This is a genomic window from Neorhizobium sp. 2083 (genome assembly GCF_031455615.1).
GTDB lineage: Bacteria > Pseudomonadota > Alphaproteobacteria > Rhizobiales > Rhizobiaceae > Neorhizobium.
Map to the genome: position 1 here is coordinate 309,409 of NZ_JAVDTC010000004.1, position 24,280 is coordinate 333,688.

The window sequence follows — 24,280 nt, forward strand, 5'->3', positions numbered from 1 at the left end:
CATGCTGATCCAGTTGTCGATCCGCGATATCGTTCTGATCGAGCGGCTGGATCTTGCCTTCGAGACCGGCCTTTCGGTGCTGACCGGCGAAACCGGCGCCGGCAAATCTATCCTTCTCGACAGCCTTTCGCTGGCATTGGGCGGTCGCGGTGACGGCGGCCTGGTGCGGCATGGCGAGGACAAGGGCCAGGTGACGGCCGTTTTCGACGTGTCCGGCAGCCACGGCGCCCGAAAACTTCTCCGCGACAACGGCATCGACGACGACGGCGACCTGATCTTCCGGCGCATCCAGTCGGCAGACGGGCGCACACGCGCCTCGATCAACGACCAGCCGGTCAGCGTGCAGCTGATGCGCCAGGCCGGCCAGCTGCTCGTCGAGATCCACGGACAGCACGACGACCGGGCGCTGATCGACACGGATGCGCACCGCACGCTGCTCGATGCCTTTGCCGGCCTCGGCGACGAGGTTCAGCAGCTTTCCGGCCTCTACCGCTCCTGGCGGGACGCCGAACGCGCCTTCAAGACCCATCGCGCCAAGGTGGAGGCTGCGGCCCGCGAGGCCGATTATATCCGCGCCTCGGTCGAGGAACTCGAGGCGCTGTCGCCGCGTGATGGCGAGGAGGACGAGCTTGCCGAGCAGCGCTCGCGGATGCAGAAATCCGAGCGCATCGTCGGCGACATTTCCGAGGCTTCCGAGTTCCTCAACGGCAATGCATCGCCCGTGCCGCTGATCGCCTCGATGGTGCGGCGGCTGGAGCGCAAGAGCCATGAGGCGCCCGGCCTGCTCGAAGAGACGGTCGAGCTTCTCGACCAGGCGCTCAACTACCTCTCCAATGCGCAGATGGAAGTCGAGGCGGCGCTGCGGCGCACCGAGTTCGACCCGCGCGAACTGGAACGGGTCGAGGAGCGGCTGTTTGCGCTGCGTGCCGCCGGCCGCAAATATTCGATCCCTGTCGCCGACCTGCCGGCGCTCGCCGAAAAGATGATATCGGACCTTGCCGATCTCGATGCCGGCGAAGAGAGGCTTGGCGAGCTGGAAAAGCTGACCACCGCCGCCAAGGCCGCCTATGATGAGGCAGCCGTGATCCTATCCGGGAAACGCCGGCATGGCGCCGAATCGCTGGCGGCGGCCGTGATGGCCGAGCTGCCGGCCTTGAAGCTCGAACGGGCCCGTTTCATGGTCGATGTGGCGAGCGATCCGCAGACCGCGGGCGCCGAGGGCATCGATACCATCGAATTCCACGTCCAGACCAATCCCGGCACGCGTCCAGGCCCGATCATGAAGGTGGCTTCCGGCGGCGAACTGTCGCGTTTCCTCTTGGCGCTCAAGGTGGCGCTTGCCGACCGCGGTTCGGCCCCGACGCTGGTCTTCGACGAAATCGACACCGGCGTCGGCGGCGCCGTCGCCGATGCGATCGGCCAACGCCTGAAGCGGCTCTCGGACAAGGTGCAGGTGCTTTCCGTCACCCACGCGCCGCAGGTGGCCGCGCGCGCCGCGACGCATCTTCTGATCTCCAAGGGACCGGCAGGCCAGGGCACCGACAAGATCGCCACCCGTGTCGCCACGATGGAGCCGGAGCATCGTACCGAAGAGATCGCCCGCATGCTCGCCGGCGCCTCCGTCACCGACGAGGCGAGGGCGGCAGCGAAGCGGCTTTTGGCGGGGAACGGCTGAGGCAAAAAGAAGGGGCGGGCACGGCACGCCCTCGCGGTTGGAACGCAGCGCGCACGACCATTCCTTCGCATACCCGCCCGGCGCGCTCGCTTCATACTTTCCAACGGCCGAATTTGCTCTAAAACGACTCCGCTATGCTGAGGAGTCCATGACCATGCCCGCCGAACAGACGCCCGTCGAAAACCTGACCGAAGAACAGGCCGCAGCCGAGCTCGCCTATCTGGCGGCCGAGATTGCCCGCAATGACGAGCTCTATCACGGCCATGACGCGCCGCAGATTTCGGATGCGGAATACGACGCGCTGAAGCGGCGCAACGATGCGATCGAGAAGCGGTTTCCGCAGCTGATCCGGGCCGACAGCCCGTCCATCCGGGTCGGCGCCGCACCCTTGCCGACCTTCGCGTCAATCACCCATTCGCGGCCGATGCTGTCGCTCGACAACACGTTTTCCGATGACGACGTGCGGGATTTCGTTTCCTCCGTCTACAGGTTTCTCGGCCAGCTTCCGGACGGATCCATCGCGTTTACGGCGGAGCCGAAGATCGACGGGCTTTCGATGTCCATTCGTTACGAGAACGGCCGGCTGGTGAATGCCGCCACCCGCGGCGACGGTACGACCGGCGAGAACGTCACCGAGAACATCAAGACCATCAAGGAAATCCCCAATCGCCTGCCGGCCGGCGTGCCTGACGTGGTGGAGGTGCGCGGCGAGGTCTACATGACCAAGAGCGACTTCCTGGCGCTCAACGAGAAGATGGCCGCGGAAGGCAAGCAGACCTATGTCAACCCGCGCAACACGGCCGCAGGCTCTCTGCGCCAGCTCGACGCCAAGGTGACCGCCAGCCGCAATCTCAAATTTTTCGCCTATGCCTGGGGAGAAATGTCGGAAATGCCGGCCGATACCCAGATGGGCATGGTGGAAAAATTCAGGGAATGGGGGTTTCCGGTCAATCCGCTGATGAAACGGCTGCACGCGGTCGAGGACATCATCGCCCATTACAAGGATATCGGCCTCAAGCGCCCGGACCTGGATTACGAAATCGACGGCGTCGTCTACAAGGTCGACCGCCTCGATCTTCAGGCGCGGCTCGGGTTCCGCTCGCGTTCGCCGCGCTGGGCGACGGCGCACAAGTTTCCGGCCGAGCAGGCCTTCACCCATGTGGAGAGGATCGACATCCAGGTCGGCCGCACCGGAGCGCTGACGCCGGTCGCACGCCTGACGCCGGTGACGGTGGGTGGCGTGGTGGTCACCAACGCCACGCTGCACAACGAGGACTACATCAAGGGGCTCGGCAATTCCGGCGAGCCGATCCGCGAGCCGGATCACGATATCCGCGTCGGGGATACCGTCATCGTGCAGCGGGCAGGGGATGTCATCCCGCAGGTGCTCGACGTGGTGATGGAAAAGCGCCCTCGGGAAGCCGTGCCTTACGAATTCCCGAAGAAGTGCCCGGTCTGCGACAGCCATGCGGTGCGCGAGCGCAACGAAAAGACCGGCAAGCTCGATTCGGTCACCCGCTGCACCGGCGGTTTCGTCTGCCGGGCGCAGGCGACCGAGCACCTGAAACATTTCGTCTCCCGCAACGCCTTCGATATCGAGGGCCTCGGATCCAAGCAGATCGACTTCTTCTTCGAGGCGGAGGACGAGACGCTGAGGATCCGCACGGCGCCGGACATCTTTACGCTGAAGCGGCGGCAGGAAGCGTCCGCGCTCACCAAGCTCGAGAATATCGAGGGTTTCGGCAAGGTGAGCGTCAAGAAGCTGTTCGACGCGATCGACGAGCGGCGCGGGATCGCGCTTCACCGCTTCATCTATGCGCTCGGCATCCGCCATGTGGGCGAGACCACCGCCAAGCTCCTGGCCCGCGCCTACGGGACCTACGAGGCGTTTGTGAAGGCCATGCAGGAGGCGGCCGAGCTTTCCGGCGATGCCTGGGATGATCTGAACAATATCGAGGGGATCGGCGAGGTCATGGCGCGCGCGATCGTCGAGTTCTTCAAGGAGCCGCGTAATGTCGAGGTCATCACCCGGCTTCTGGAAGAGGTAACGCCACAGGCCGCGGAACAGATCGCCGCCAGCAACAGCGTGGTCGCCGGCAAGACGGTCGTCTTCACCGGCTCGCTTGAAAAATTCACCCGCGACGAGGCCAAGGCGCGGGCGGAAAGTCTCGGCGCCAAAGTGGCCGGGTCGGTCTCAAAGAAGACCGACTACGTGGTTGCAGGCCCGGGCGCCGGCTCCAAGCTCGACAAGGCGAGAGAACTCGGCGTCCAGGTGATGGACGAGGATGAGTGGCTGGCGTTCATCGGCTGACGTCAGGCCCTGAAACGCGCCATCGAATAGGCATCGGCGAACTCCCCGTCGCGGAAGGCGAACTGCCTGAGATGCCCTTCCTTGACGAAGCCGTTGCGCTCATAGAGGCGGATGGCTTTTTCGTTGTCGGCATAGACCATAAGCTCGATGCGCTTCAGGTTCAGCCAGCGGTCGGCGATGGCCAGGGCTTCACCGATCAGTGCGCGGGCGATGCCTCGGCCCTGGTAGGCATCATGGACGCCCATGCCGATGCTGCCGGCGTGGGCGCGGCGGTTGAGATAGCGATTGAGGCCGGCATCGCCGACGATCATGTCGTCCATGACGGCGACAAGGCCCATGTTGTTGGCCGGAGGGCTCTCGATGTATTTGCGGATTTCCTCGACGGTGTGGTGTGGCGTGCGAAGGGTGCCGTAACGATAACCGGGCATGTTGTGCAGCGCGGCAATACCGACGGCATCGGACGGTGCGCGGGCGCGGATCGACAGGCCTTCAGGCCATCGGGCGTCGGGATCCAGCGGCGGGGCATCGAATTCACTCATCTTGCTCTCCTTGGGGCATTTGCCGAGGCAGAGCGGAAGAACCGAACCCTGCCATGTTTCGGCAGGGTTGGTGGACGGATGACCGATTAACGCGCCATACCCGCCACGCACCCTGCAGGGCGAATGGTCACGGTAAGATGCATGTGGGCGGCGAAACGGGTCATGGCGCGCAAGGTCTCAAACAACAGCCGTATCGTCAAGGGTCGATGAAACCCCGGCCTTCTTTGCCGAATCGGACTGCGGACTGTAGAAGTTCTGCGACATTCATCCGGGACGTGCTCTTGAAAACCATCGCCATCGATTTCGAAACCGCCAACGAGCAGCGCGGCAGCGCCTGTTCGGTCGGGCTTGCCTGGCTGGAGGGCGACGAGGTGGTGCGGGTGGAGGAACGGCTGATCCGTCCGAAGGATATGCGTTTCTCTTCCTTCAACATCGCCATCCACGGCATCCGGCCGGAACATGTCGAGGATGCGGGGGAGTTTCCCGAGGTGATGGACGAGTTCATCGACGATTTCCGGGGGGCGACGATGATCGCCCACAACGCGGCCTTCGATTTCAGCGTCTGGCGGGCCTGCCTCGATGCCTATCGGCAGAGCTATCCGGAACTCTCCTATCTCTGCAGCGTAAAAATGTCGCAGAAGGTCTGGCCGCATCTCGGTTCGCACAAGCTCAACGTCCTTGCCCAGCATCTCGGCCTCAGGTTCGCCCATCACAACGCGGCCGAAGATGCCGCCATTTGCGCGCGGGCGACGATCGCGATCGCCAAATCGCTTGCCGTGCCTGATATCCGCGACGTTCCGGGGGTGATCGGCATGAAGGTGGGGCGGCTGTTTTCCGGCGGTTACGCGCCCTGTACCTGCCGGATGAAATAGAAGTCCCGGGAGCGCCGGCTTGTTTCCGCGCCGGCAATCCTTATCTCAGATCACGGATCGTTTACCGGAGCCGTGCCCCCATGAAAGCCCCCATCCATCGCCTTGCCTGCCTCGCATCTGCCGCCGCGATTTCGCTTAGCGCGCTTGCCGTGCCCGCCTCCGCCCAGGTGGTCGGGGAAGTCGGTGTCGACTGGACCGGCAACGACATCATCGTCGAGGCGGTCGCCGATCCGCAGATCAAGGGCGTCACCTGCCACGTCACCTATTTCGAGCGCGGCATCATCGACCGGCTGAAGAACGGCAACTGGTTCGAGGACCCATCCAACAATTCGATCGCCTGCCGGCAGACGGGCCCGATCGAGATCGGCGAGATCGATCTCGGCAAGGGCGGCGAGGAAGTGTTCCGGCAGGGGCGCTCGCTGATCTGGAAGGACCTGCTCGTCAAGCGCATCTACGACAAGGCGAACGACACGCTGATCTATCTCGCCCACTCGCGCCAGGTGGTGGATGGTTCGGCCAAGATGGCGATCTCGACCATCCCGCTTTATAACCAGAACGTCACCTGGAAGAACGGCAAGCCCAAGCCGTAAATCACGATTCAGGCGAGCGCGCTTGCGGCCGCCCGACCGGCCGTGCGGCCGGAAAACAGGCAGCCGCCGAGAAACGTGCCTTCGAGCGCCCGGTAGCCGTGCATGCCGCCGCCGCCGAAGCCGGCGGCCTCGCCGACTGCGTAGAGCCCCGGAATGGCCTGCCCGTCCTCTGCAAGCACGCGGGCCGAGAGGTCGGTCTCGATCCCGCCGAGCGTCTTGCGCGTCAGGATATTCAGCCTCACCGCGATCAGCGGTCCATGCGCCGGATCGAGGATACGGTGCGGTTTTGCGGTCCGCACCAGCTTTTCGCCGAGCGAACGGCGCGCATTGTGGATGCCCATGATCTGCGGGTCCTTGGCGAAGGGATTAGCCACCTGGCCGTCGCGGGCAAGAATTTCATGTTCGATATCGGCAAGGTTCAGGAGATTGCCGCCGGAGAGCCGGTTCATGCCTGCCACCAGTTCGCCAAGGCTGTCGGCGATCACGAAATCCTCGCCATGTTCCTTGAAGGCCTCGACCGGCCCGGTCGCTTTCCTGCCGATCGCGCGGCGTGCCGTGAGCTTCCAGTCCCGGCCGGTCAGGTCCGGGTTCTGTTCCGAGCCCGAGAGGGCGAATTCCTTGCGGATGATGCTCTGGTTCAGCACGAACCAGCTGTAGTCGTAACCGGTCGCCATGATGTGCTGCAGCGTGCCGAGCGTATCGTAGCCGGGATAGAAGGGGGCGGGCAGGCGCTTGCCGGTCGCGTCGAACCACATGGAGGAGGGGCCGGGCAATATGCGGATGCCGTGGTCCTGCCAGATCGGGTTCCAGTTCCTGAGGCCCTCGGTATAGTGCCACATGCGATCGCGGTTGATCACCTGCCCGCCTGCCGCCCGCGTGATGCCGATCATCCGTCCGTCGACATGTTTCGGCACGCCCGAGACCATGAAGGCAGGCGGCTTGCCCAGCCTTGCCGGCCACATCTGCCGCACCAGGTCCTGGTTGCCGCCGACGCCGCCCGATGCGACGATGACGATCGGAGCCCGGAGTTCGAAATTCCCGACCGGTCTCCTTGAGGTCTCCTCGCCGCGTTCGGCCGCGCTGGCTTCGAGGATGGTGCCTACAACCCCTGTCACCGCCTTTCCGGTCTTCACCAGATTGTCGACGCGGTGCCGCCAGAGGAAGCGGATCTTTCCGGCCTTCTCCGCCTCGCGTGCCCGCCGCTCGAAAGGTTCGACGACGCCGGGGCCGGTGCCCCAGGTGGTGTGGAACCGCGGCACGGAATTGCCGTGTGCCGTCGCCGAGCCGCCGCCGCGCTCGGCCCAACCGACCACCGGGAAGATTCGATGGCCCATCCGCCTCAGCCAGGCGCGTTTCTCGCCCGCCGCAAAGGTGACATAGGCTTCCGCCCACAGGCGCGGCCAGTGGTCTTCCTCGCGGTCGAAACCGGCGGTGCCCAGCCAATCCTGCCAGGCAAGGTCGAGCGAATCACGGATGCCCATGCGCCGCTGTTCGGGGGAATCGACCAGGAACAGCCCGCCGAGCGACCAGAAGGCCTGGCCGCCGAGGTTCTGTTCCGGTTCCTGGTCGAGGATGATGACGGAGCGGCCGGCATCCGCAAGTTCGGTGGCGGTCACCAGGCCCGCCAGGCCCGCGCCCACCACGATGACGTCAACTCTGTCGCTCAATCACGCTTCTCCCCCAGCGTGGGATGCAAGTCATGTTGCATCCCGTCGACGAATACAGTCATGCGGTGCGGCCGAGGTCAACAGGATAGCCGCCAGAACGGCAAAACCGGGCCTGCCTGAGCGGGCCCGGTTTTGAAGCGCGAGGTGCAGACGGGGGGGCGAATCAGCGGACGTAGACGATCCGGCTGCCGTCGGCGGCGGTATCGATCCCGACGACATTGTTGAGTTCGACATTCTGGCTCAGAAGATTGGCGCGCAACGCGGGGTCGGCCTTGAGCTCGTCCTGGGCCTTCTGCACCATTTCCGGGGTCGGATGGATGACACTTTCGGGCACGTCGAGACGCTTGGCGCTGTTATCGATTTCCGGGTTGGTATAGACGATGTTGACGTCGCCGGCGGACTTGGTCGCCATGCTCTTATCCTGGGCATAGGCGGTTCCCATCGTGGCTGCGGACATCAGGACTGCGAGAGCAAAAGCCTTGTTCATGGTCGTTCTCCTAGTGTTGGTAACCAGCCGATGCGTTTGTTGCGGTTCGGTTGGGCGTTTTGCGACGAGAGAACGACACGGCCAGTATTTCAGTTCCGGCCGAAATTATTACAAATAAGCAATGATTACAACGCGTTAATCTTCCGTCACATTCGCGTGTGACGGAAGATCCGGACTTGATTTTGCACCTTTTTGGAGCCGCAGAATTACGCGGCTTCGCGGGCCAGTTCGTCGGCAATGACGGTGTCGAGGTTCAGGAAGCAGACCATGGTCTTTTCCAGCGCCACGATGCCGCGGCAGAAGGCGCGCTGCTCTTCCGGAATGATTTCCGGCGCCGGCTGCAGGTCTTCGCTGCGGATGGTCATCATGTCGGATACCTGTTCGACCAGAAGGCCGACCAGCTTGCCGGCGATGTCGGTGACGATGATCGCCGAACGCTCGGACGGTTCGGTCATCTTCATGCCGAGACGGCAGGCCATGTCGATGACCGGGATCACCGCGCCGCGCAGGTTGATGAGGCCGAGCACGTAGGGCGGCGTGTGGGGCATCGGGGTCACCGGCGCCCAGCCGCGGATTTCGCGGATCGCCATGATGTCGATGCAGAATTCCTGGTCTCCGAGGTGGAAGGAGACGATTTCCAGGTAGGCGCCGGACTGCTTGATGGCATTGCTCATGTCAGAACTCTTCCCATTTGTCTGAGGATCCCACGGCCTTCGGCTTGGCGGAGGCGGGACTGTTGCTGAAGGCTCCCGCGAGCTTGTTCATCAAGTTCAGGGCGGGGGAGGGTTTGGCTAGTGTGGAAGCGCTCGCTGCCTCGACGGCGCGCGGGCCATTGCCTCCACGGATTTGAAACTGGCTGATCAGCCGGTTGAGGTTTTCGGCGTCGCTGGCCAGCGAATGGCTGGCCGCAGTGCTCTGCTCCACCATCGCGGCATTCTGTTGCGTTGCTTGGTCCATCTGGCCGATCGAGGTGTTGATTTCTGTCAGTCCCGTTGATTGTTCGCGCGCAGAAGTGAAGATCGCGTGAACGTGGTCGTTGATTTTCAGCACGTCGTCGCCGATCCGGGTGAGGGCGTCGCCCGTTGCCCTTACCAGATCGACACCGGTCTTGACCTCCTGGTTGGAGCGGGTGACCAGAGCCTTGATATCCTTGGCCGCACCCGCCGCACGCCCGGCGAGTTCGCGCACTTCCTGGGCGACCACGGCAAAGCCCTTGCCGGCCTCGCCGGCGCGGGCCGCCTCGACGCCTGCATTGAGCGCCAGGAGATTGGTCTGGAAGGCGATCTCGTCGATGACGTTGATGATCTTGCCGATCTCGGCGGTGGCGTCTTCTATCCGCCCCATGGCGGCCGTGGCATCGCGGACGACGCCGGCAGACTGTTCCGTATAATCCTTGGCATGGCTCACCATCCGGGTCGCCTCTTCGGCGCGGCTGGTGGCATTGCGTACCGTCGAGGTGATTTCCTCAAGGGCTGCGGATGTTTCCTCGAGCGAGGCCGCCTGCTTCTCGGTGCGCTTGGCGAGATCGTCGGCAGCGGAGCGCATCTGGTTGGCGTTGGCGCCGATGGAGCTCGAGCTGGTGGCGACCTCGGTCATGATGTGGCGCAGACGTTCGACGACCCGGTTGAAGTCGGTGCGCAGGCGCTCCAGGTCGTCGCGGAAGGGGCGGTCGAGGGCGGCGGCAAGGTCGCCCTCGGAGAGGCGGTTCAGCGCGGCTGCGAGCGAATCGACGGCGAAGTGGAGCGCTTCGGCTTCGGCCTTCTGCTCGGATTCGCTCGTCCGCCGCCGGGTTTCGTTCTGGCGGCGTTCGTCTTCCAGGTTGACTTCGAGGGTCCGGCGTTCGACGGCGGAAAGCCGGAAGACGTCGGTGGCGCGCGCCATCTCGCCGATCTCGTCGCCACGGTCGATGCCGGGAACGGGTGTTTCGTAGTCACCGCCGATGATGCGCTGCATGCTGGCGCGAACGCCGTCGATACCGCGCCGGATGGCGCCGCCGTGAATGCTCTGCAGGATCGCCATGGCGACCAGTGCGATCAGGCCGCAGCCAAGCTGCACGTAAAGAGATGTCGAGGAACGGGCGTTCGCCTCCTGGACCCGGCTGCGGACCAGTTTTTCGCCGGCGCCGGCCGCCGATTCGAGCATTGCGCCAAGCCGTTCGCCGGCGCCGTCGATGACGTCGTCGATTCTGTCGTAAGCGTCGTCGGATGCGCCCGTTTCGACCATTTTTCTGAGATCGACCTGGATCGCCGTGGAAACGGCTGCAAGATCCGTTTCGAAGCTTGCCACGAGGCCGGGATTGCCGATTTCGGCCCCCAGTTTCTTCAGGTCGCTTGCGGAGCTTTTCAGCCTGTCGGACGAATCCGCCATCGCCTTCAGCCGGCTCGGATCGACGCGTTTGTCGTCGCGGTCGACGATCGTGTCCATCGCCGCCAGGACAAGTTCCAGATTGGCGATTCGCATCGCGTTGACGGTATCCACGTGTTCCTGAATTTCGGTGGCGCGCTGCAAAGCGTCGTCGACCTGGAGGCCCTGGTACCAGCCGACAAGCAGCATGGCGCCGATACCGGCAAAGGCGGAGCCCGCCAGCGTCCATAGCCGGTGGTTGACCGACAGCGACTTGCGGATGGGTTTTGCGGTCATGCCGTTGAAATTCCTCCCGGCGCCGGGCAGGCCCGGCAGGCTTCGGATAGAGATGGATACAGGAAGCGAACCGATGTCGGCGACGTCATGTCTGTGGGCGGATCGGACGATATCGCGGCCCCCAGTGCGATGCATGAAGCATCCCCACTCCCATTCGCCGCAACGATTCGTAAACCACCTTCGCCTTTATAAGGTCTCAGAGAGATATTAATCTTCCGCTAAGCTTGTTTGGAGCTGCCGGACCTTCCGGAAGGCCGGAAAAGGTTGTAGATTGAACGCCATGGACCGCATCTCCTCCGATGGCTACCGTCTGCCGCTGATCGCCGCCGCGAGCCTGCTCCTGTTCGGGCTGGCAGGCGTGACCTTTTACGGCTGGCTGGCCTTCGGCTCCTCCATCCTGCTGACGCTCGGCGAAAACGGCCTTTCCTGGTGTCTTTGACCGGTTCTCCGGTCGTTGAGACAAATCAGCGCGATACCTTTCGAAAACGACTTCTTGAATTGCGTGTCCGCCGCCTCGGGTTTATCGCTCCGTCAACGTAGCCCGAGCTGAAGAGATACCGATGAAGAGCTTTCGCACCATCCTGTGGATCGCCGTCGTGGCGCTTGCCGGCGTACTTGTCTGGCTGACGATGGAAGTGACGCGCTCGAAACAGCAGCTCGCGGAGGGGCCGTTCGGGGTTCCGTTCCAGCTCGTCGCCCAGAACGGCCAGCCGATCACCGAAAAAGCCTTTCAGGACAAGCCGACCGCGCTGTTCTTCGGTTTCACCCATTGCCCGGAAGTCTGCCCGACGACCCTGTTCGAGCTGAACGGCTGGCTGCACAAGGTCGATCCTGACGGCACCAAGCTGAACGGCTATTTCGTCAGCGTCGATCCGGAGCGCGACAGCCCGGAACTGCTCGGCCAGTACATTTCGAATGTCACCGACCGGGTGAAGGGCATTTCCGGCCCGCCGGAAAAGGTCAACGAGATGATCAAGGGCTTCAAGGTCTATGCCAAGAAGGTGCCGGTCGACGAGAAGGTGCCGAACGGCGACTACACGATGGATCATACCGCCTCGGTCTTCCTGCTCGACAACGGCGGACGTTTCGCCGGCACCATCGCTTACGGGGAAAATCCCGACGTCGCGGTCAAGAAGCTCGAAAATCTCATCAAGGGCTGATGCGTTTGCCGTTGAAGCCGACCCGGCTTCTGTGGCAATCCTCTCCGCCACCGTTTCGAACAGCTGAGAGACCCTTCCTTGAGCGAAATCCGCCTTTACGTCACGTCCACCGAAAAAGGTGCGACCGAGATCCTCGATATCCTGTCGGAGGTCTTCGGGGAGGAGGATTTCGCCATCGCCACCACCGAGGTGGATGAGAAAAAGGACATATGGGAAGCCTCGGTCTATATGATGGCGGAGGACGAGGAGGCGGTGCGCGAGCGTATCGCCGAAGGTCTCGCCCAGGCCTTTCCCACGCTTGAAATCCAGAGGGAGATCATCCCGGATATCGACTGGATCGCCAAGTCGCTGGAGGGCCTGAAGCCGGTCAGGGCCGGGCGGTTCATCGTCCATGGCTCGCATGACCGCGACAAGGTGAAGGTCAACGATATCGCCATCGAAATCGATGCCGGCCAGGCTTTCGGCACCGGCCATCACGGCACCACGGCCGGCTGCCTCGAAGTGATCGAGGAGGTGGTGCGCGCGCGGACCGTCCGCAACGCGCTCGACCTTGGAACCGGAAGCGGCGTGCTGGCGATTGCCGTGCGCAAGCTGCGCAACATCCCGGTGCTCGCGACCGACATCGATCCGGTCGCGGTGCGAGTGGCGCGCGAAAACGTCCGCCGCAACGGCATTGCCACCGGCATCCGGCTCGAGACCGCGCCGGGATTTCATTCGCCGTCGTTCGACCGGGAAGGGCCTTTCGACCTGATCATCGCCAATATCCTGGCGCGGCCATTGATGAAGATGGCGCCGCAGCTCGCGGCGCATCTGGCACCGGGCGGGTCGGTGATCCTCTCGGGTATTCTGGCCGCGCAGCGCTGGAAGGTGCTGGCCGCCTATAGCGGCATCCACCTCGCGCATGTGCGTACCATCTGGCGCAATGGCTGGGTGACGATCCATCTGCGCCGGAACTGATTCTATCTCGCAGTGCAGCATTGATATCCGCGCATGGCTGCCGGAGCCGGACAGCAAAAAGGCGGCACCAATGGTGCCGCCTTGCGATCAGGTTTGACGCTGATCGAACCCGCGAGCCTGAGGGAGGGAGACGCTCGAGCGGGGCCTCGTATTCTGGAAGCCGGGCGGGTGAGGGAGGAGATCCCGCGCCGGCCCTGTGATCAGAACACGTAGCTTTGCGCGCCCTTGCGGCGCAGTTCCTCGCGGCTGGTGCCGAGGCCCTTCAGCGTTTCCTCGTCAAGGTTCAGGAGCGCGCCGTTGACATAACGGGCAACCTGACGCTCGCGGGCTTCGACGATGCGGTTGAAGGCATTGCGGAAGAAAGAGTTGGCCATGATGGAAGCGATCCTTTTGACACGGGCCTTGTCCGGCGCCCGTTCGATGATGTGAATATAGCGATTGCTGCACTGCACAGTGAGAGGGCTTCTCTCATTGGTGATATGCGTTTGGTGCATAGGATGCCCAGATAAGCGCCGGGCCTCCGAGCGGATGCACAATCCTCGATCATCCGCCCTCGATCATCCGCGGGTCGGCTGGCATTGTCCGCCGAAGATCGGCTAACATGGCCCGAACCCGTTGGAATCAAGCAGCCCGGAAATTCAAGCCCATGTTCCAGTCCTTCGAAGTGAAGTCCGCCCCGCAGTTCGGCCGCGATCGCGTCAGCGCACTCCGGGCAAAATTCGCCGATCTCGGCATTGACGGTTTTCTCGTTCCCCGTGCCGACGAATATCAGGGGGAATATGTGCCGGCCTCGGCCGAACGCCTGTCCTGGCTCACCGGTTTTACCGGATCGGCCGGCATGGCGCTCATCACGCAGCGTGAGGCCGTGGTTTTCGTCGACGGACGTTACGTCACCCAGCTTGCCGAACAGGTGGACGGTTCGGTGTTCAGCCCCGGCGATCTCGTCAACGAGCCGCCGCATGTCTGGCTGCCGCGCCATGGTTCCAGGGGATTTCGGCTCGGCATCGATCCCTGGCTGCATGCGGGCGCGGAAGTGCGGCGGCTTGAAAAGGCGCTGGCCGAGATCGGCGGTTCGCTCGTGCTTCTCGACGCCAATCCGCTCGACGCGATCTGGGCCGACCGGCCGGCGGAGCCGCTCGGCGCCGTTTCTATCCAGAAGCAGGAACATGCCGGTACGCTGGCGAGCGAAAAGATCGCGGCGATCTCGGCACAGGTGAAAGAGAAGGGGGCTGCCGCAGTCGTCATAGCCGATCCGACATCGGTCGCCTGGATTTTCAACATTCGCGGCGATGACGTGCCGCACACGCCCTATCCTCTGTCGCGGGCGATCATTCCGGCCGAGGGCAAGGCCGAGATTTTTCTCGACCGGATGAAGACTGGCATCGAGCAAGCGGCCTATCTCGCCCAGATCGCGGTGCAGCGCCCGCCCTCCGAGTTTCTCGCACGGCTTGCGGCCCTGTCGGCGGATGGTGCGAAAATCCTGATCGATCCGGAGCTTACGCCGCTGGCACTCACCAAGGCGATCGCGACCGCCGGCGGCGAGGTGGTCGAGGCTTCCGACCCGGCAAAACTGCCGCGCGCCTGCAAGAATCGTGAAGAGCTCCAGGGCTCGGCCCAGGCGCATCTGCAGGATGGCGCCGCGATGGTCGAATATCTCTGCTGGCTCGACGCCCAGGCGCCCGGCACGATCACGGAGATCGATGCGGTGAAGGCGCTGGAGGTGGCGCGCGGCCGCGTCGGCCAGGCCATGCAGAACCCGCTGAAGGACATTTCCTTCGACACGATCTCGGGTGCCGGCGAGCACGGCGCGGTCATCCACTATAGGGTGACGACCGAAACCAATCGCCGGCTCGAAGCCGGCGAGCTTTTCCTGGTCGATTCGGGGGCGCAATATGTCAACGGCACGACCGATATCACCCGCACGGTGGCGGTCGGCTCCGTTCCGGACGAGCACAAGCGTTTTTTCACCCTGGTGCTGAAGGGCATGATCGGCATCAGCACGGCGCGTTTCCCGAAAGGCACCCGTGGCTGCGATCTCGATCCGCTCGCCCGCATCGCGCTGTGGAAGGCTGGCGGCGATTATGCGCATGGCACCGGCCACGGCGTCGGTTCTTACCTCTCCGTGCATGAAGGGCCGCAGCGGATCTCGCGGCTGGCGACGCAGGAACTGCTGCCCGGCATGATCCTCTCCAACGAACCCGGTTATTACCGTCCGGGCGCCTTCGGCATCCGTATCGAGAACCTGATCTATGTGAAGCCGGCGGAAGAGATCGACGGTGGCGACCAGCCGATGCTTGCCTTCGAGACGCTGACCTGGTGCCCGATCGACCGACGCCTCGTGCTGCCGGCGCTGATGACGGCCGAAGAACTGTCCTGGCTCAACGGCTACCACGCCGCGGTGCGCGAAAAACTGCTGCCGCTGATCGACGACGAAACGGTCAAGGCCTGGCTGGCGAAGGCAACCGAGCCGCTTTCCTGAGCCAAGGCTCTTTCTCGTATCGGGGAGCGCCTGAAATCAGAAGCCAAGCAGGTGGCGGCAGATCATCGCCGCCGCCCAGCCGGCGCCGAGCAGCAAGAGGCCCGGATACCGGATGCCGGCGACGAGGGCCACGAGCATGGCGATCTTGACGTCCCAGCCGCCGTTGAAGAAGGCCGGGGCGACGAGCGTCGTCAGCACCGCCGCCGGCACGGCGTTGAGCGCCTGTTCCATGCGCGGCGGGATCGTCTTCATCCGGGTGATCAGCACGTAACCGCCGATCCGGGTGAGGTAGGTCGCAACCGCCGCGGCAAGGATCAGAACAACCGTCTCCATGGAAAACAGATCGGCCATGTCAGCTCTCCGTTTCGCTGGCGGCCGTCACCGGCACTGATTCCGGTGGCAGGGGCAGGAGGGCGGCGACGATCACGCCCAGCGCAGCGCCGATGCTGACATGCCAGGGCGAGCCGACGAAATGATAACCGAGCACCGAACCGAGCGCGCTCGCCGCCACCACCGGATAGAAGCCCGGCTTGCGGCGGAAGCCGATGACCAGCCCGAGGAAATAGACCGGCAGCAGAACGTCGATGGCGAGCGTTCGCGGATCGCCCATCATCCGCCCGAAAAACGCGCCGACGACGCTGAAGAACAGCCAGGGAAAATAGACTGCGGCACCGAAGCCGATATACCAGGGAAAACTGATGCGCCCGCCGCTTTCGCCGTGCTTCACCGCCTCGGCGAACTGCGGGTCGGTCAGCACGAAGAAGGCGAAGAATTTCTGGACCGGCGAGAAGTGGGCGATGAACCGCGTCAGCGCCGCCGAATAGAGGATATGGCGAAAATTCACCGCGAAGACCGACAGCACGATCAGCCACGGCGCCACATGGTGGCCGAAGAGCTCGATGCCGACGAGCTGGCTTGCGCCGGCATAGACGGTGGCGCTCATCAAGCCTGCTTCCATGACCGTCAGGCCGTTATCGCTCGCCACGGCGCCGAACAGGACCGCGAAGGGAGCCGAGGAGAGGGCGATGACGAGGCCGCCCCTCAGTCCCTGATTGAATTCGCTGCGATTCATCGAAGAAGATCCTTTACGCACCGGCTTTAGAGCCCTGCGGGACCGCGCGCAATTCAATTGGGCTGATGTTATGATCGATTTCGCTGAACAGTCAGGTTCGACCGGTCCCGGCTTCAGTTACGAAGGATGTCCCTGCTCGAGACGATGCCGATGCCTTTCTCCTTCATCTCGGCGATGGCGTTCTTGACGCCCTGCGGATCGATGCCGCGGCTTGCATCCTTGATGAAGCGCACCTTCACGCCCGGCAGCATCTCCAGCGCATCCAGCGCGGAAAATTTCACGCAATAGTCGGTCGCAAGTCCGCAGAGGTCGAGTTCGGTTACCTGCTGGGCCCTCAGATAACCGGCGAGCCCGGTTATGGCGGCCTGGTCGTTATCGCGGAAGGCCGAATAGCTGTCGACCGCGGGGTTTTCGCCCTTCTGCTGGATATAGTCCACCGCATCGATATTGAGGTCGGGGTGGAATTCCGCGTCCGGCGTGCCCTGGACGCAATGGTCCGGCCACATGACCTGCGGCTGGCCGGACAGTTCCCCCATCTCGAACGGATTCTTGCCGGGATGCCGGGAGGCAAAACTGCCATGGTTCTCCGGGTGCCAGTCCTGCGAGGCGACGACGACGTCATATCCGCCGTCCTCGATCAGCCGGTTGGCGACCGGCACGATTTCGTCGCCATGGGCGACGGGCAGGTTACCGCCTGGACAAAAACCGTTCTGGATGTCGATCAGGAGCAGCGCTTTCATCGGTCATTCTCCGATTCCTGGATCGGCGGAGGATGCCAAGGGCGGAGGACAGGATCAAGGCCGTTATGTTTTGCAGTGCGGTCGTCGGCGCGGTCGGGTGTCGAATTCCTCGACAGAAGCCGCGCCGGAGAGAGCGATCCTTGTCTTCCGGAACGCCGGCGCTGCAACGCTGTCGAGTATTTACAGTTGATTGGGGAGAGGGTTGTCTGCGGACTTTGCGGCAGCCGGCGACGACCTGGTTTTGGTGCTTTTGAACCGCTCATGTTACCCGCCGCGAAGCTGTTTCCGATTACCCGTAAACGGCTTCGGTATACATCTAGGGGCCCCGCGATGACGGGCAATGGCGGGACGCTCGGGCGGCAACGCGCGACTCGAGGCATTCGGTGCCAGAGAAGGAATTGGTATAAAAATCGTATCAAGCCTTGAAAGAATAAGATTTTGTGGCTAAACAGCAACGGTCGCTGGCTTGACTAGCCTCAATTGGGCACCCGGGGGACACCCTGTTGCCGCAATTCGGTTAAACTTCCGACGGCATGCGCTTTTATGTGCACCACCGAAACCAAATCGGGGCGGCGTAAAGACATTGGTTACCATAATCGTTCATTCTCACATGCAGTCGATAGGCGGCGGTGGGCAGATTCTTCTTATGCTCAGTGCTCGCCGAGGTTGTGTTGGCAGTCTCGCGGAAGCGACGCCTGCCGGTGTGAGTAACGGTTCGGGTAACGAGTGATGGCGCGTTCGGTCCAGACGTCGGTGAATGGCAGGCATGCGGGCAAGGCGCCGCAGCGCCGCAAGAAATCCCGCTCTCTCCTTGTCAATGTCACGGTCGGTTTCGGTCTGACGGTCGCAGCCCTGATGGGTGCGTCGATGGTTACCATGGCGACCGCGGTGAAGTCGGCAGCCGACGTCAAGTTCGAAACGGCGCTGACGAAGCCGATCGCGCTTGCCGCTCCCGCTCCCGCGGCCGTATCGCGCGAACGCGAAATCGACGTCTCGAAATTCTCACGCCTGCCGGGCAGCGCGCCCGCCGGTCCGAAGGGCAAGCGCCTGGCCGGAGCCGAAGTGGCTGCGCTTGAAGCGCGCAAGCCGGATGTTTCAAGCGTCAGCCAGATGCTCAACGTGGCGATGTCCAAGGCTGCCCGCCACCAGGAACACGAACAGCAGTTCGCAGCACTCGAAAAGATCCGTCCGGACGCCAATGCCATCCGCGCCGTGCTCGCGCCGGCGATGGAAAACCTCGTCGTGGTGGCGCCCCGCACGCCTAGCGGCGCCCTGCCGGACATGATCCAGGACGTCCAGACGGTCGCCACCGTCGCCGGGCTCAAGGATATGAAGCCGGTCGAGATGGCCGCGCTTGAGGAAACCGCCCTCGAAGAGGACGCGGACGAGGGCACCGACGAAAGCGAAGTCGCGATGGTCGAGGAGGCCGTTCCCGCGGCGCCTTCCTATGCGCTGCCGAAGGCCGGCCCGCTGCCGGTCATCCGTCCGGGCTCTACCGCCGAAAAGCCCGCCAAGCCGGCAGCGCTTGCCGCGATTGCCGCGGTCGCGCCGCAGAAGCCCGCCAGGGCGGACGACCGCGACGAAAAGCCGACCGCGCTTGCCTTCGCCAAGCCCGACAATCCGATGCGCGAGGAGCCCACCCGTCCGTCGCAGTCGGCTCCGGCCTGGCCCGGCATTGGCACGAAGGTCGCGGTCTATGATATTTCCGGCGGCATGGTCTATATGCCGAACGGCTCGAAGCTCGAAGCGCATTCCGGCATCGGCAAGATGCGCGACAACCCGAACTTTACGCATGTGACGATGCGTGGCCCGACACCCCCCGGCACCTACAAGCTGTCGATGCGCGAAACGCTGTTCCACGGCGTCGCCGCGATCCGCCTGACGCCGGTCGACGGCAAGGCGCCGCAGGGCCGCACCGGCCTGCTCGCCCACAGCTTCCTGCTGCGGGTGCGCGGCGACTCGCACGGCTGCGTCGCGTTTGCCGATTATCCCGCGTTCCTGAAAGCCTTCCAGCGCGGCGACATCACCCATATGGTGATCGTGCCCAAGTGGGACGGCAAGCGTCCGGGCCGCGGCACCAATGGCGGCTTCATGGCCAAGCTGTTCGGCAATAACGACGCTTAGTCGGAGCCATGATGGTGACGCCGGATGACGGCGTCACAAACGGCGTTTCAGCCCAGAATATCTCTCGCCACGCGCATAAAAATCTTGGTGCCGATCGGGATCAGGTCGTCAGGGAAATCGTAATTCGGGTTGTGCAGGTTCGGCATGTTTTCGCCGGCCCCCAGAAAGAACATCGCCGATTTTGAGACGGTCGCGAAGCGGCCGAAATCCTCCGAGCCGCGCATCGTCTCGCCTGCATCGTGGGGAACGCCCTCGGTTTCCATCGCCGCCCGCAGCAGCTCGGTCGCCTGCGCATCGTTTTCGCACTGGCCGAAGATATCATGGTAATCCATTGCGTATTCGAGTCCGTCGGCGGCGGCGATCTTGCGGACGAGGGTTTCGGCCCTCGCCATCAATGCTTCCATCTGGCCGTCGGTCATGGTGCGCAATGTCACCCAGACCTCGGCACGGCCGGGCGCAATGCCGAAGGCCGGTTCGCCGACGGAGGCATGGGTGACCGTGGCCAGCAGCATGTCGCCGGTTTCGATCGAGCCCTCGCTGAGCGCCGTCAGCGCCGGCATCAGCGCTGCGACCGCAGGCACCGGCGAAATGCCGGTTTCCGGCATGGAGGCATGCGCCGTGCGCCCGGTGAGGACGACCTTGAGGCCGCGCGACGCGCAGTTGACGATCCCCTGCTTCAGCCAGACGCGCCCCAGCGGCAGGCCGGGCATGTTGTGCAGGGAAAAACTGTAATCCGGCACCAGGTCCCGGAATTTTTCGTCGGCGATGACTGCCGCAGCACCGGCGCCCGTCTCTTCGGCCGGCTGGAACATGAGGATGACGCGGCCGCGCTTCGGCTTTTCGCGACCGAACTGACGACCGAGCGCCGCCAGCATGGTCATGTGGCCGTCATGTCCGCACATATGGCCCTTGCCGGGAATTTTCGAGCGGTAATCCGGCGTACCGACCTCCTCGATCGGCAGCGCGTCCAGCTCGGCGCGAAAGAGCACGGTCGGGCCGGCAAGGCCGCTGTCATAAACGACCGCGACGCCCGTGCCGCCGAGGCCGGTCACGACCCGGTCCGGCTTGGTATCCGCGAGAAACCCCTGCACCTCGGCAGCGGTCGCGACCTCCTCGCCGGACACTTCCGGCATGGCATGCAGCTTGCGCCGCCATGCGGTGAGCTCGATGACGTCCTGGTTGGTGAGAAACATGGGGCCGCTCCCTGATCGCCGGGTTTGTCCCGAGGTAACCGGGGCAGGGGTTCTCCGCAAGAAAAACCTCTGCCCGACCAATCACCACTCGATGCCGATCTTGCCGAAATGGCTGCCGCTCATCTCGTAGCGGAAGGCATCGGCCAGGTTTTCGAGCGCAAACACCTTGTCGATTACCGGGCGGACGGTGCCCGTATCGAGCGCCCGCACGAAATCCTGCTGCTGGCGGCGGTTGCCGACCAGAATACCCGACAGAACCGCCTGCTTGCCCATCAAGGCTGCGGTCGGCACCTCGCCGCGCGGGCCGGTCAGGACGCCGATCATGGTGATATGGCCACCCATCTTCACAGCCTGGATGGATTGCCCAAGCGTCGCCGGGCCGCCGACTTCCACCACATGGTCGACGCCGCGGCCGCCGGTCCAGTCGAAGACCTGTTTGCCCCAGTCGGCTTGCTCCTTGTAGTTGATGGTGAACTCGGCCCCGAGTTTTCCGGCGCGCTCCAGCTTGTCGTTCGAGGACGAGGTGATCGCCACCCGTGCGCCCATCGCTCTTGCGATCTGCATCGCATAGATAGACACGCCGCCGGTGCCGAGCGCCAGCACCGTCTCGCCGGCCTTCAGCCGCCCAAGCTCCACCAGCGCCCGCCAGGCGGTCAGCCCCGCGGTGGTGATCGTCGCCGCTTCCACATGGCTGAACCCTTTCGGAGCGAGCGTAAAGGCCGCCGCCGGCCGCACCGCATATTCGGTCGCGAACCCGTCGATGCCGTCGCCGGGCGTGCGCGAAAAACCACCCGCCGGCGGCGGGCCGTCCTGCCAGTCGGGGAAGAAGCAGGAGACCACATGATCGCCCGCCTTGAACTCGCCCACGCCTTCCCCGACCTCCTCGACCACACCGGCGCCATCGGCCATCAGCACCCGCCCATCGGTCGGGGTGCGGCCGCTCGCGACGCTGAGGTCATGGAAATTGATCGAACTCGCATGCAGCTTCACCCGGATCTCGCCACGGCCGGGTCTGCCCGGGTCGGGCCGATCGACGAGTTTCAGGGCATCGAGGCCGCCCGGTGCAGTAACAATGGCTTTCATGAATTCCTCCCTCAATCCGCGAAAATTATCGGATTCACCTAGAAGGAATCAGGGAGACTGACAAGCGGGATGCTAGGGGCGGCGTTCTCCGTTCCGCGTGACGGAACCTGCTTCTCTGCGACTATTGATATCAGCTTGTGTCAAGCCTCTCTCACACCCGCTCCACAAACCCCTCGAGCACCCGCTTCTGCCCGGCCTTGTCGAACTCGATGGTCAGCTTGTTGCCTTCGATGGCCGAAATATTGCCGTTGCCGAACTTGACGTGGAATACCCGGTCGCCCACCGAAAACTGGGACGGCGTGTCGGCGACCGACTTGGCCACCAGTTCCCCATCGATGGTGCGCGTGCGCGGGCCGCTTTCGCCGTAGCCGATGCGTTCCACGGCGTGGCCGGAGCGGGTGCCCCAGTTGTCGCGGGTGGCGTCGGTCCTGTTGGCCTGGGCGCGTTTCCAGCCCGGCGTCGAATAGGTGTTGGCGAAGGGATCGGCCTTGTCGAAGCGCGACTGGCCGTAACCGCCGCGCCCGCCATAACCGCCGTAATTGCTGTCGGAGGCCGCCACGTCCACATGGGCGGCCGGCAGTTCGTCGAGGAAGCGTGACGGCATGGTCGATTGCCACAGGCCGTGGATGCGGCGGTTGGAGACGAACCAGATATGGCAACGGTGCTTTGCGCGCGTCAGGCCGACATAGGCGAGGCGGCGTTCCTCTTCGAGGCCGGAGCGGCCGCCCTCGTCGAGCGCCCGCTGGTGCGGAAACAGGCCTTCCTCCCAGCCGGGCAGGAAGACGGTGTCGAATTCCAGGCCCTTGGCCGAATGCAGCGTCATGATCGACACCGCGTCGAGGTTCTCGTTGGTCTCGGCATCCATGACGAGAGCCACGTGTTCGAGGAAACCGCGCATGCTCTCGAAGGCTTCCATGGAACGGACCAGTTCCTTGAGGTTTTCCAGGCGTCCCGGCGCTTCCGCCGTCTTGTCGTTCTGCCACTTGGCGGTATAGCCGCTTTCGTCGAGGATCTGCTCGGCGAGCGTGGTGTGAGCCGTGTTTTCGAGCAGGCCCTGCCAGCGGCGGAAATCGGTGACCACGTCGAACAGCGCTTTGCGAGGAGCAGGCTTCAGTTCGTCCGTCTCTACTAGTTCGGCTATAGCCTGCAGCTTCGGAATATCGCGGGTACGGGCATAATTATTCAGATAGCGCAAGGTAATGTCGCCGAGGCCGCGCTTCGGCGTGTTTACGATGCGGTCGAAGGCAAGGTCATCGGCCGGCTGGCAGACGAGCCGGAAATAGGCCATGGCGTCGCGGATCTCGAGCCGCTCGTAGAAGCGCGGGCCGCCGATGACGCGGTAGTTGAGGCCTAGCGTCACGAACCGGTCTTCGAACTCGCGCATCTGGAACGAGGCGCGCACCAGGATCGCCATGTCGTTGAGCTTGTGTTTGCCGCGCTGGAGGGTTTCGATCTCCTCGCCGATGGCACGCGCTTCCTCCTCCGAATCCCAGGCGGCATGCACCACCACCTTCTCGTCGTCGGGGTCGGCGCGGTCGGTGAACAGGGTCTTGCCGAGCCGGCCCTCGTTATGGGCGATCAGGTGGCCGGCGGCGCCGAGGATGTGTTCGGTGGAGCGGTAGTTGCGCTCGAGCTTGATCACCTTGGCGCCCGGAAAATCCTTTTCGAAGCGCAGGATGTTGTCCACTTCGGCGCCGCGCCAGCCATAGATCGACTGGTCGTCGTCGCCGACGCAGCAGACGTTCTGGGGCGTGCCCTGCGGTCTCTGGGCGAGCAGCCGCAGCCACATGTATTGGGCAGTATTGGTGTCCTGGTACTCGTCGACGAGGATATAGCGGAACCTTGCGTGATATTCCTTGAGGAGATCCGGGTTCTTGCGGAAGATCGCGATCGGGTGCAGCAGGAGATCGCCGAAATCGCAGGCGTTGAGCGTCCTCAGCCGGGCCTGATAGGCGGCGTAGAGTTCGCGGCCCTTGCCATTGGCAAATGCGCGGGCATCGCCTTCCGGGATGTCGGCCGGCAGCAGGCCCTTGTTCTTCCAGGTGTCGATCATGCCGGCGAACTGTTTTGCCGGCCAGCGCTTGTCGTCCAGACCTTCGGCCTGGATCAGCTGCTTGATCAGCCGCACCACGTCGTCGGTGTCGAGAATGGTGAAATCGGAGCGCAGGCCCGCCAGCTCCGCGTGACGGCGCAGCAGTTTGACGCCGATCGAATGGAAGGTGCCGAGCCAGGGCATGCCCTCGACCGCGCCGCCGACCAGGACGCCGATGCGTTCCTTCATCTCGCGCGCCGCCTTGTTGGTGAAGGTCACCGCGAGGATCTGCGAGGGGAAGGCGCGGCCGCTCGCGAGGATATGGGCGATACGGGTGGTCAGCACGCGCGTCTTGCCGGTGCCGGCGCCGGCAAGCACGAGGACGGGGCCGTCCAGGGTCTCGACCGCCTGGCGCTGTTCGGGATTGAGGCCGGAAAGATAGTCGGGCGCACGGTGCTGGTCGCGGGCCGCCATGGCGCGGGCGGCGATGCCGAGGCCGCCCTGGCCCGCGGCCGGTGCCGGGGCGGGGGCCTTGCGTGGCGCCTGCTGGGGTTCTTCGTCGAAGAACGGAATGTCGTCGAAACTGTTCGTCATGCGGCCAATGTAGTGATTCGGACCTGAAAGACCAGAAAATGTTCTGCTTTCATTCCAAGTCTCCA

The 24,280-nt window shown here is 63.8% G+C and carries 21 protein-coding genes; 9 read left to right on the forward strand and 12 right to left on the reverse strand.

Going from position 1 to position 24,280, the window contains the following annotated elements; all coding sequences use genetic code 11:
- Position 1: 1 nt before the first annotated feature.
- Positions 2–1,675 carry a DNA repair protein RecN gene (gene recN / locus J2X76_RS17565; protein ID WP_310218510.1) on the forward strand — a complete coding sequence of 558 codons (1,674 nt, stop codon included), beginning with the start codon at positions 2–4 and terminating at the stop codon, positions 1,673–1,675.
- A gap of 154 nt (positions 1,676–1,829) precedes the next feature.
- Entirely contained in the window at positions 1,830–3,986 is a 2,157-nt protein-coding gene (gene ligA, locus J2X76_RS17570; protein ID WP_310218513.1) for an NAD-dependent DNA ligase LigA, read from the forward strand.
- A 2-nt stretch (positions 3,987–3,988) separates the two neighbouring features.
- Here the strand turns inward: ligA and J2X76_RS17575 are convergent, their stop codons facing one another.
- On the reverse strand, positions 3,989–4,525 hold the full coding sequence (locus J2X76_RS17575; RefSeq protein ID WP_310218515.1) for a GNAT family N-acetyltransferase: 537 nt from the start codon (positions 4,523–4,525) through the stop codon (positions 3,989–3,991).
- 281 nt (positions 4,526–4,806) lie between these two features.
- Between J2X76_RS17575 and J2X76_RS17580 the strand changes: the two genes are divergently transcribed.
- Entirely contained in the window at positions 4,807–5,397 is a 591-nt protein-coding gene (locus J2X76_RS17580) for a 3'-5' exonuclease (protein WP_310218517.1), read from the forward strand.
- An 80-nt stretch (positions 5,398–5,477) separates the two neighbouring features.
- On the forward strand, positions 5,478–5,987 hold the full coding sequence (locus J2X76_RS17585; protein WP_113127042.1) for a CreA family protein: 510 nt from the start codon (positions 5,478–5,480) through the stop codon (positions 5,985–5,987).
- Positions 5,988–5,995: 8 nt separating this feature from the next.
- On the opposite strand, the gene J2X76_RS17590 is transcribed toward J2X76_RS17585, so the two are convergent.
- The 4 genes from J2X76_RS17590 to J2X76_RS17605 all read right to left on the reverse strand — a co-directional run bounded on the left by J2X76_RS17590 (position 5,996) and on the right by J2X76_RS17605 (position 10,781).
- Positions 5,996–7,654 (reverse strand): FAD-binding dehydrogenase, encoded by a 1,659-nt coding sequence (locus J2X76_RS17590; protein WP_310218520.1) that lies wholly within the window; start codon positions 7,652–7,654, stop codon positions 5,996–5,998.
- 163 nt (positions 7,655–7,817) lie between these two features.
- On the reverse strand, positions 7,818–8,141 hold the full coding sequence (locus J2X76_RS17595) for a hypothetical protein (protein ID WP_310218522.1): 324 nt from the start codon (positions 8,139–8,141) through the stop codon (positions 7,818–7,820).
- 206 nt (positions 8,142–8,347) lie between these two features.
- Positions 8,348–8,815, reverse strand: coding sequence for a chemotaxis protein CheW (locus J2X76_RS17600; protein WP_113127039.1), 468 nt, complete (start codon positions 8,813–8,815; stop codon positions 8,348–8,350).
- A 1-nt stretch (position 8,816) separates the two neighbouring features.
- Positions 8,817–10,781 carry a methyl-accepting chemotaxis protein gene (locus J2X76_RS17605; RefSeq protein WP_310218526.1) on the reverse strand — a complete coding sequence of 655 codons (1,965 nt, stop codon included), beginning with the start codon at positions 10,779–10,781 and terminating at the stop codon, positions 8,817–8,819.
- 271 nt (positions 10,782–11,052) lie between these two features.
- Here J2X76_RS17605 and J2X76_RS17610 point away from each other — a divergent pair, with 271 nt between their 5' ends.
- The 3 genes from J2X76_RS17610 to J2X76_RS17620 all read left to right on the forward strand — a co-directional run bounded on the left by J2X76_RS17610 (position 11,053) and on the right by J2X76_RS17620 (position 12,898).
- Complete coding sequence (locus tag J2X76_RS17610; RefSeq protein WP_162732168.1) at positions 11,053–11,220, forward strand: hypothetical protein; 168 nt, start codon at positions 11,053–11,055, stop codon at positions 11,218–11,220.
- A 121-nt stretch (positions 11,221–11,341) separates the two neighbouring features.
- Positions 11,342–11,941, forward strand: coding sequence for an SCO family protein (locus tag J2X76_RS17615; RefSeq protein WP_113127038.1), 600 nt, complete (start codon positions 11,342–11,344; stop codon positions 11,939–11,941).
- A 78-nt stretch (positions 11,942–12,019) separates the two neighbouring features.
- A complete protein-coding gene (locus J2X76_RS17620) occupies positions 12,020–12,898 on the forward strand; it encodes a 50S ribosomal protein L11 methyltransferase (RefSeq protein ID WP_310218530.1) in 879 nt (292 codons plus the stop codon).
- A 200-nt stretch (positions 12,899–13,098) separates the two neighbouring features.
- Here J2X76_RS17620 and J2X76_RS17625 read toward each other — a convergent pair whose 3' ends face one another.
- Complete coding sequence (locus tag J2X76_RS17625) at positions 13,099–13,272, reverse strand: hypothetical protein (RefSeq protein WP_310218533.1); 174 nt, start codon at positions 13,270–13,272, stop codon at positions 13,099–13,101.
- Between the two features lie 272 nt (positions 13,273–13,544).
- On the opposite strand from J2X76_RS17625, the gene J2X76_RS17630 reads away from it, so the two are divergent.
- Entirely contained in the window at positions 13,545–15,377 is a 1,833-nt protein-coding gene (locus J2X76_RS17630) for an aminopeptidase P family protein (RefSeq protein WP_310218536.1), read from the forward strand.
- Positions 15,378–15,413: 36 nt separating this feature from the next.
- On the opposite strand, the gene J2X76_RS17635 is transcribed toward J2X76_RS17630, so the two are convergent.
- The 3 genes from J2X76_RS17635 to pncA all read right to left on the reverse strand — a co-directional run bounded on the left by J2X76_RS17635 (position 15,414) and on the right by pncA (position 17,189).
- Entirely contained in the window at positions 15,414–15,728 is a 315-nt protein-coding gene (locus tag J2X76_RS17635) for an AzlD family protein (RefSeq protein ID WP_113284776.1), read from the reverse strand.
- A 1-nt stretch (position 15,729) separates the two neighbouring features.
- Positions 15,730–16,449, reverse strand: coding sequence for an AzlC family ABC transporter permease (locus tag J2X76_RS17640; RefSeq protein WP_310218539.1), 720 nt, complete (start codon positions 16,447–16,449; stop codon positions 15,730–15,732).
- Positions 16,450–16,562: 113 nt separating this feature from the next.
- Entirely contained in the window at positions 16,563–17,189 is a 627-nt protein-coding gene (pncA, locus tag J2X76_RS17645) for a bifunctional nicotinamidase/pyrazinamidase (protein ID WP_310218541.1), read from the reverse strand.
- Between the two features lie 729 nt (positions 17,190–17,918).
- On the opposite strand from pncA, the gene J2X76_RS17650 reads away from it, so the two are divergent.
- Positions 17,919–19,313 carry a DUF2778 domain-containing protein gene (locus J2X76_RS17650; RefSeq protein ID WP_310218542.1) on the forward strand — a complete coding sequence of 465 codons (1,395 nt, stop codon included), beginning with the start codon at positions 17,919–17,921 and terminating at the stop codon, positions 19,311–19,313.
- Positions 19,314–19,360: 47 nt separating this feature from the next.
- On the opposite strand, the gene J2X76_RS17655 is transcribed toward J2X76_RS17650, so the two are convergent.
- From J2X76_RS17655 to J2X76_RS17665, 3 genes are all read right to left on the reverse strand, one after another.
- Entirely contained in the window at positions 19,361–20,506 is a 1,146-nt protein-coding gene (locus J2X76_RS17655) for an amidohydrolase (protein WP_310218543.1), read from the reverse strand.
- Positions 20,507–20,587: 81 nt separating this feature from the next.
- Entirely contained in the window at positions 20,588–21,589 is a 1,002-nt protein-coding gene (locus J2X76_RS17660; protein ID WP_310218544.1) for an NAD(P)-dependent alcohol dehydrogenase, read from the reverse strand.
- 151 nt (positions 21,590–21,740) lie between these two features.
- The gene (locus J2X76_RS17665) at positions 21,741–24,215 is read right to left on the reverse strand and encodes a UvrD-helicase domain-containing protein (RefSeq protein ID WP_310218545.1); all 2,475 of its coding nucleotides are present in this window, start codon (positions 24,213–24,215) and stop codon (positions 21,741–21,743) included.
- Positions 24,216–24,280: the final 65 nt, after the last annotated feature.

Excerpts from the sequence above, each read along its gene's own strand:
- recN (WP_310218510.1), top strand. The coding sequence starts at position 2 with ATGCTGATCCAGTTGTCGATCCGCGATATCGTTCTGATCGAGCGGCTG.
- ligA (WP_310218513.1), top strand. The coding sequence starts at position 1,830 with ATGCCCGCCGAACAGACGCCCGTCGAAAACCTGACCGAAGAACAGGCC.
- J2X76_RS17575 (WP_310218515.1), bottom strand. The coding sequence starts at position 4,525 with ATGAGTGAATTCGATGCCCCGCCGCTGGATCCCGACGCCCGATGGCCT.
- J2X76_RS17585 (WP_113127042.1), top strand. The coding sequence starts at position 5,478 with ATGAAAGCCCCCATCCATCGCCTTGCCTGCCTCGCATCTGCCGCCGCG.
- J2X76_RS17595 (WP_310218522.1), bottom strand. The coding sequence starts at position 8,141 with ATGAACAAGGCTTTTGCTCTCGCAGTCCTGATGTCCGCAGCCACGATG.
- J2X76_RS17600 (WP_113127039.1), bottom strand. The coding sequence starts at position 8,815 with ATGAGCAATGCCATCAAGCAGTCCGGCGCCTACCTGGAAATCGTCTCC.
- J2X76_RS17605 (WP_310218526.1), bottom strand. The coding sequence starts at position 10,781 with ATGACCGCAAAACCCATCCGCAAGTCGCTGTCGGTCAACCACCGGCTA.
- J2X76_RS17615 (WP_113127038.1), top strand. The coding sequence starts at position 11,342 with ATGAAGAGCTTTCGCACCATCCTGTGGATCGCCGTCGTGGCGCTTGCC.
- J2X76_RS17625 (WP_310218533.1), bottom strand. The coding sequence starts at position 13,272 with ATGGCCAACTCTTTCTTCCGCAATGCCTTCAACCGCATCGTCGAAGCC.
- J2X76_RS17630 (WP_310218536.1), top strand. The coding sequence starts at position 13,545 with ATGTTCCAGTCCTTCGAAGTGAAGTCCGCCCCGCAGTTCGGCCGCGAT.
- J2X76_RS17635 (WP_113284776.1), bottom strand. The coding sequence starts at position 15,728 with ATGGCCGATCTGTTTTCCATGGAGACGGTTGTTCTGATCCTTGCCGCG.
- J2X76_RS17640 (WP_310218539.1), bottom strand. The coding sequence starts at position 16,449 with ATGAATCGCAGCGAATTCAATCAGGGACTGAGGGGCGGCCTCGTCATC.
- pncA (WP_310218541.1), bottom strand. The coding sequence starts at position 17,189 with ATGAAAGCGCTGCTCCTGATCGACATCCAGAACGGTTTTTGTCCAGGC.
- J2X76_RS17650 (WP_310218542.1), top strand. The coding sequence starts at position 17,919 with ATGGCGCGTTCGGTCCAGACGTCGGTGAATGGCAGGCATGCGGGCAAG.
- J2X76_RS17655 (WP_310218543.1), bottom strand. The coding sequence starts at position 20,506 with ATGTTTCTCACCAACCAGGACGTCATCGAGCTCACCGCATGGCGGCGC.
- J2X76_RS17660 (WP_310218544.1), bottom strand. The coding sequence starts at position 21,589 with ATGAAAGCCATTGTTACTGCACCGGGCGGCCTCGATGCCCTGAAACTC.
- J2X76_RS17665 (WP_310218545.1), bottom strand. The coding sequence starts at position 24,215 with ATGACGAACAGTTTCGACGACATTCCGTTCTTCGACGAAGAACCCCAG.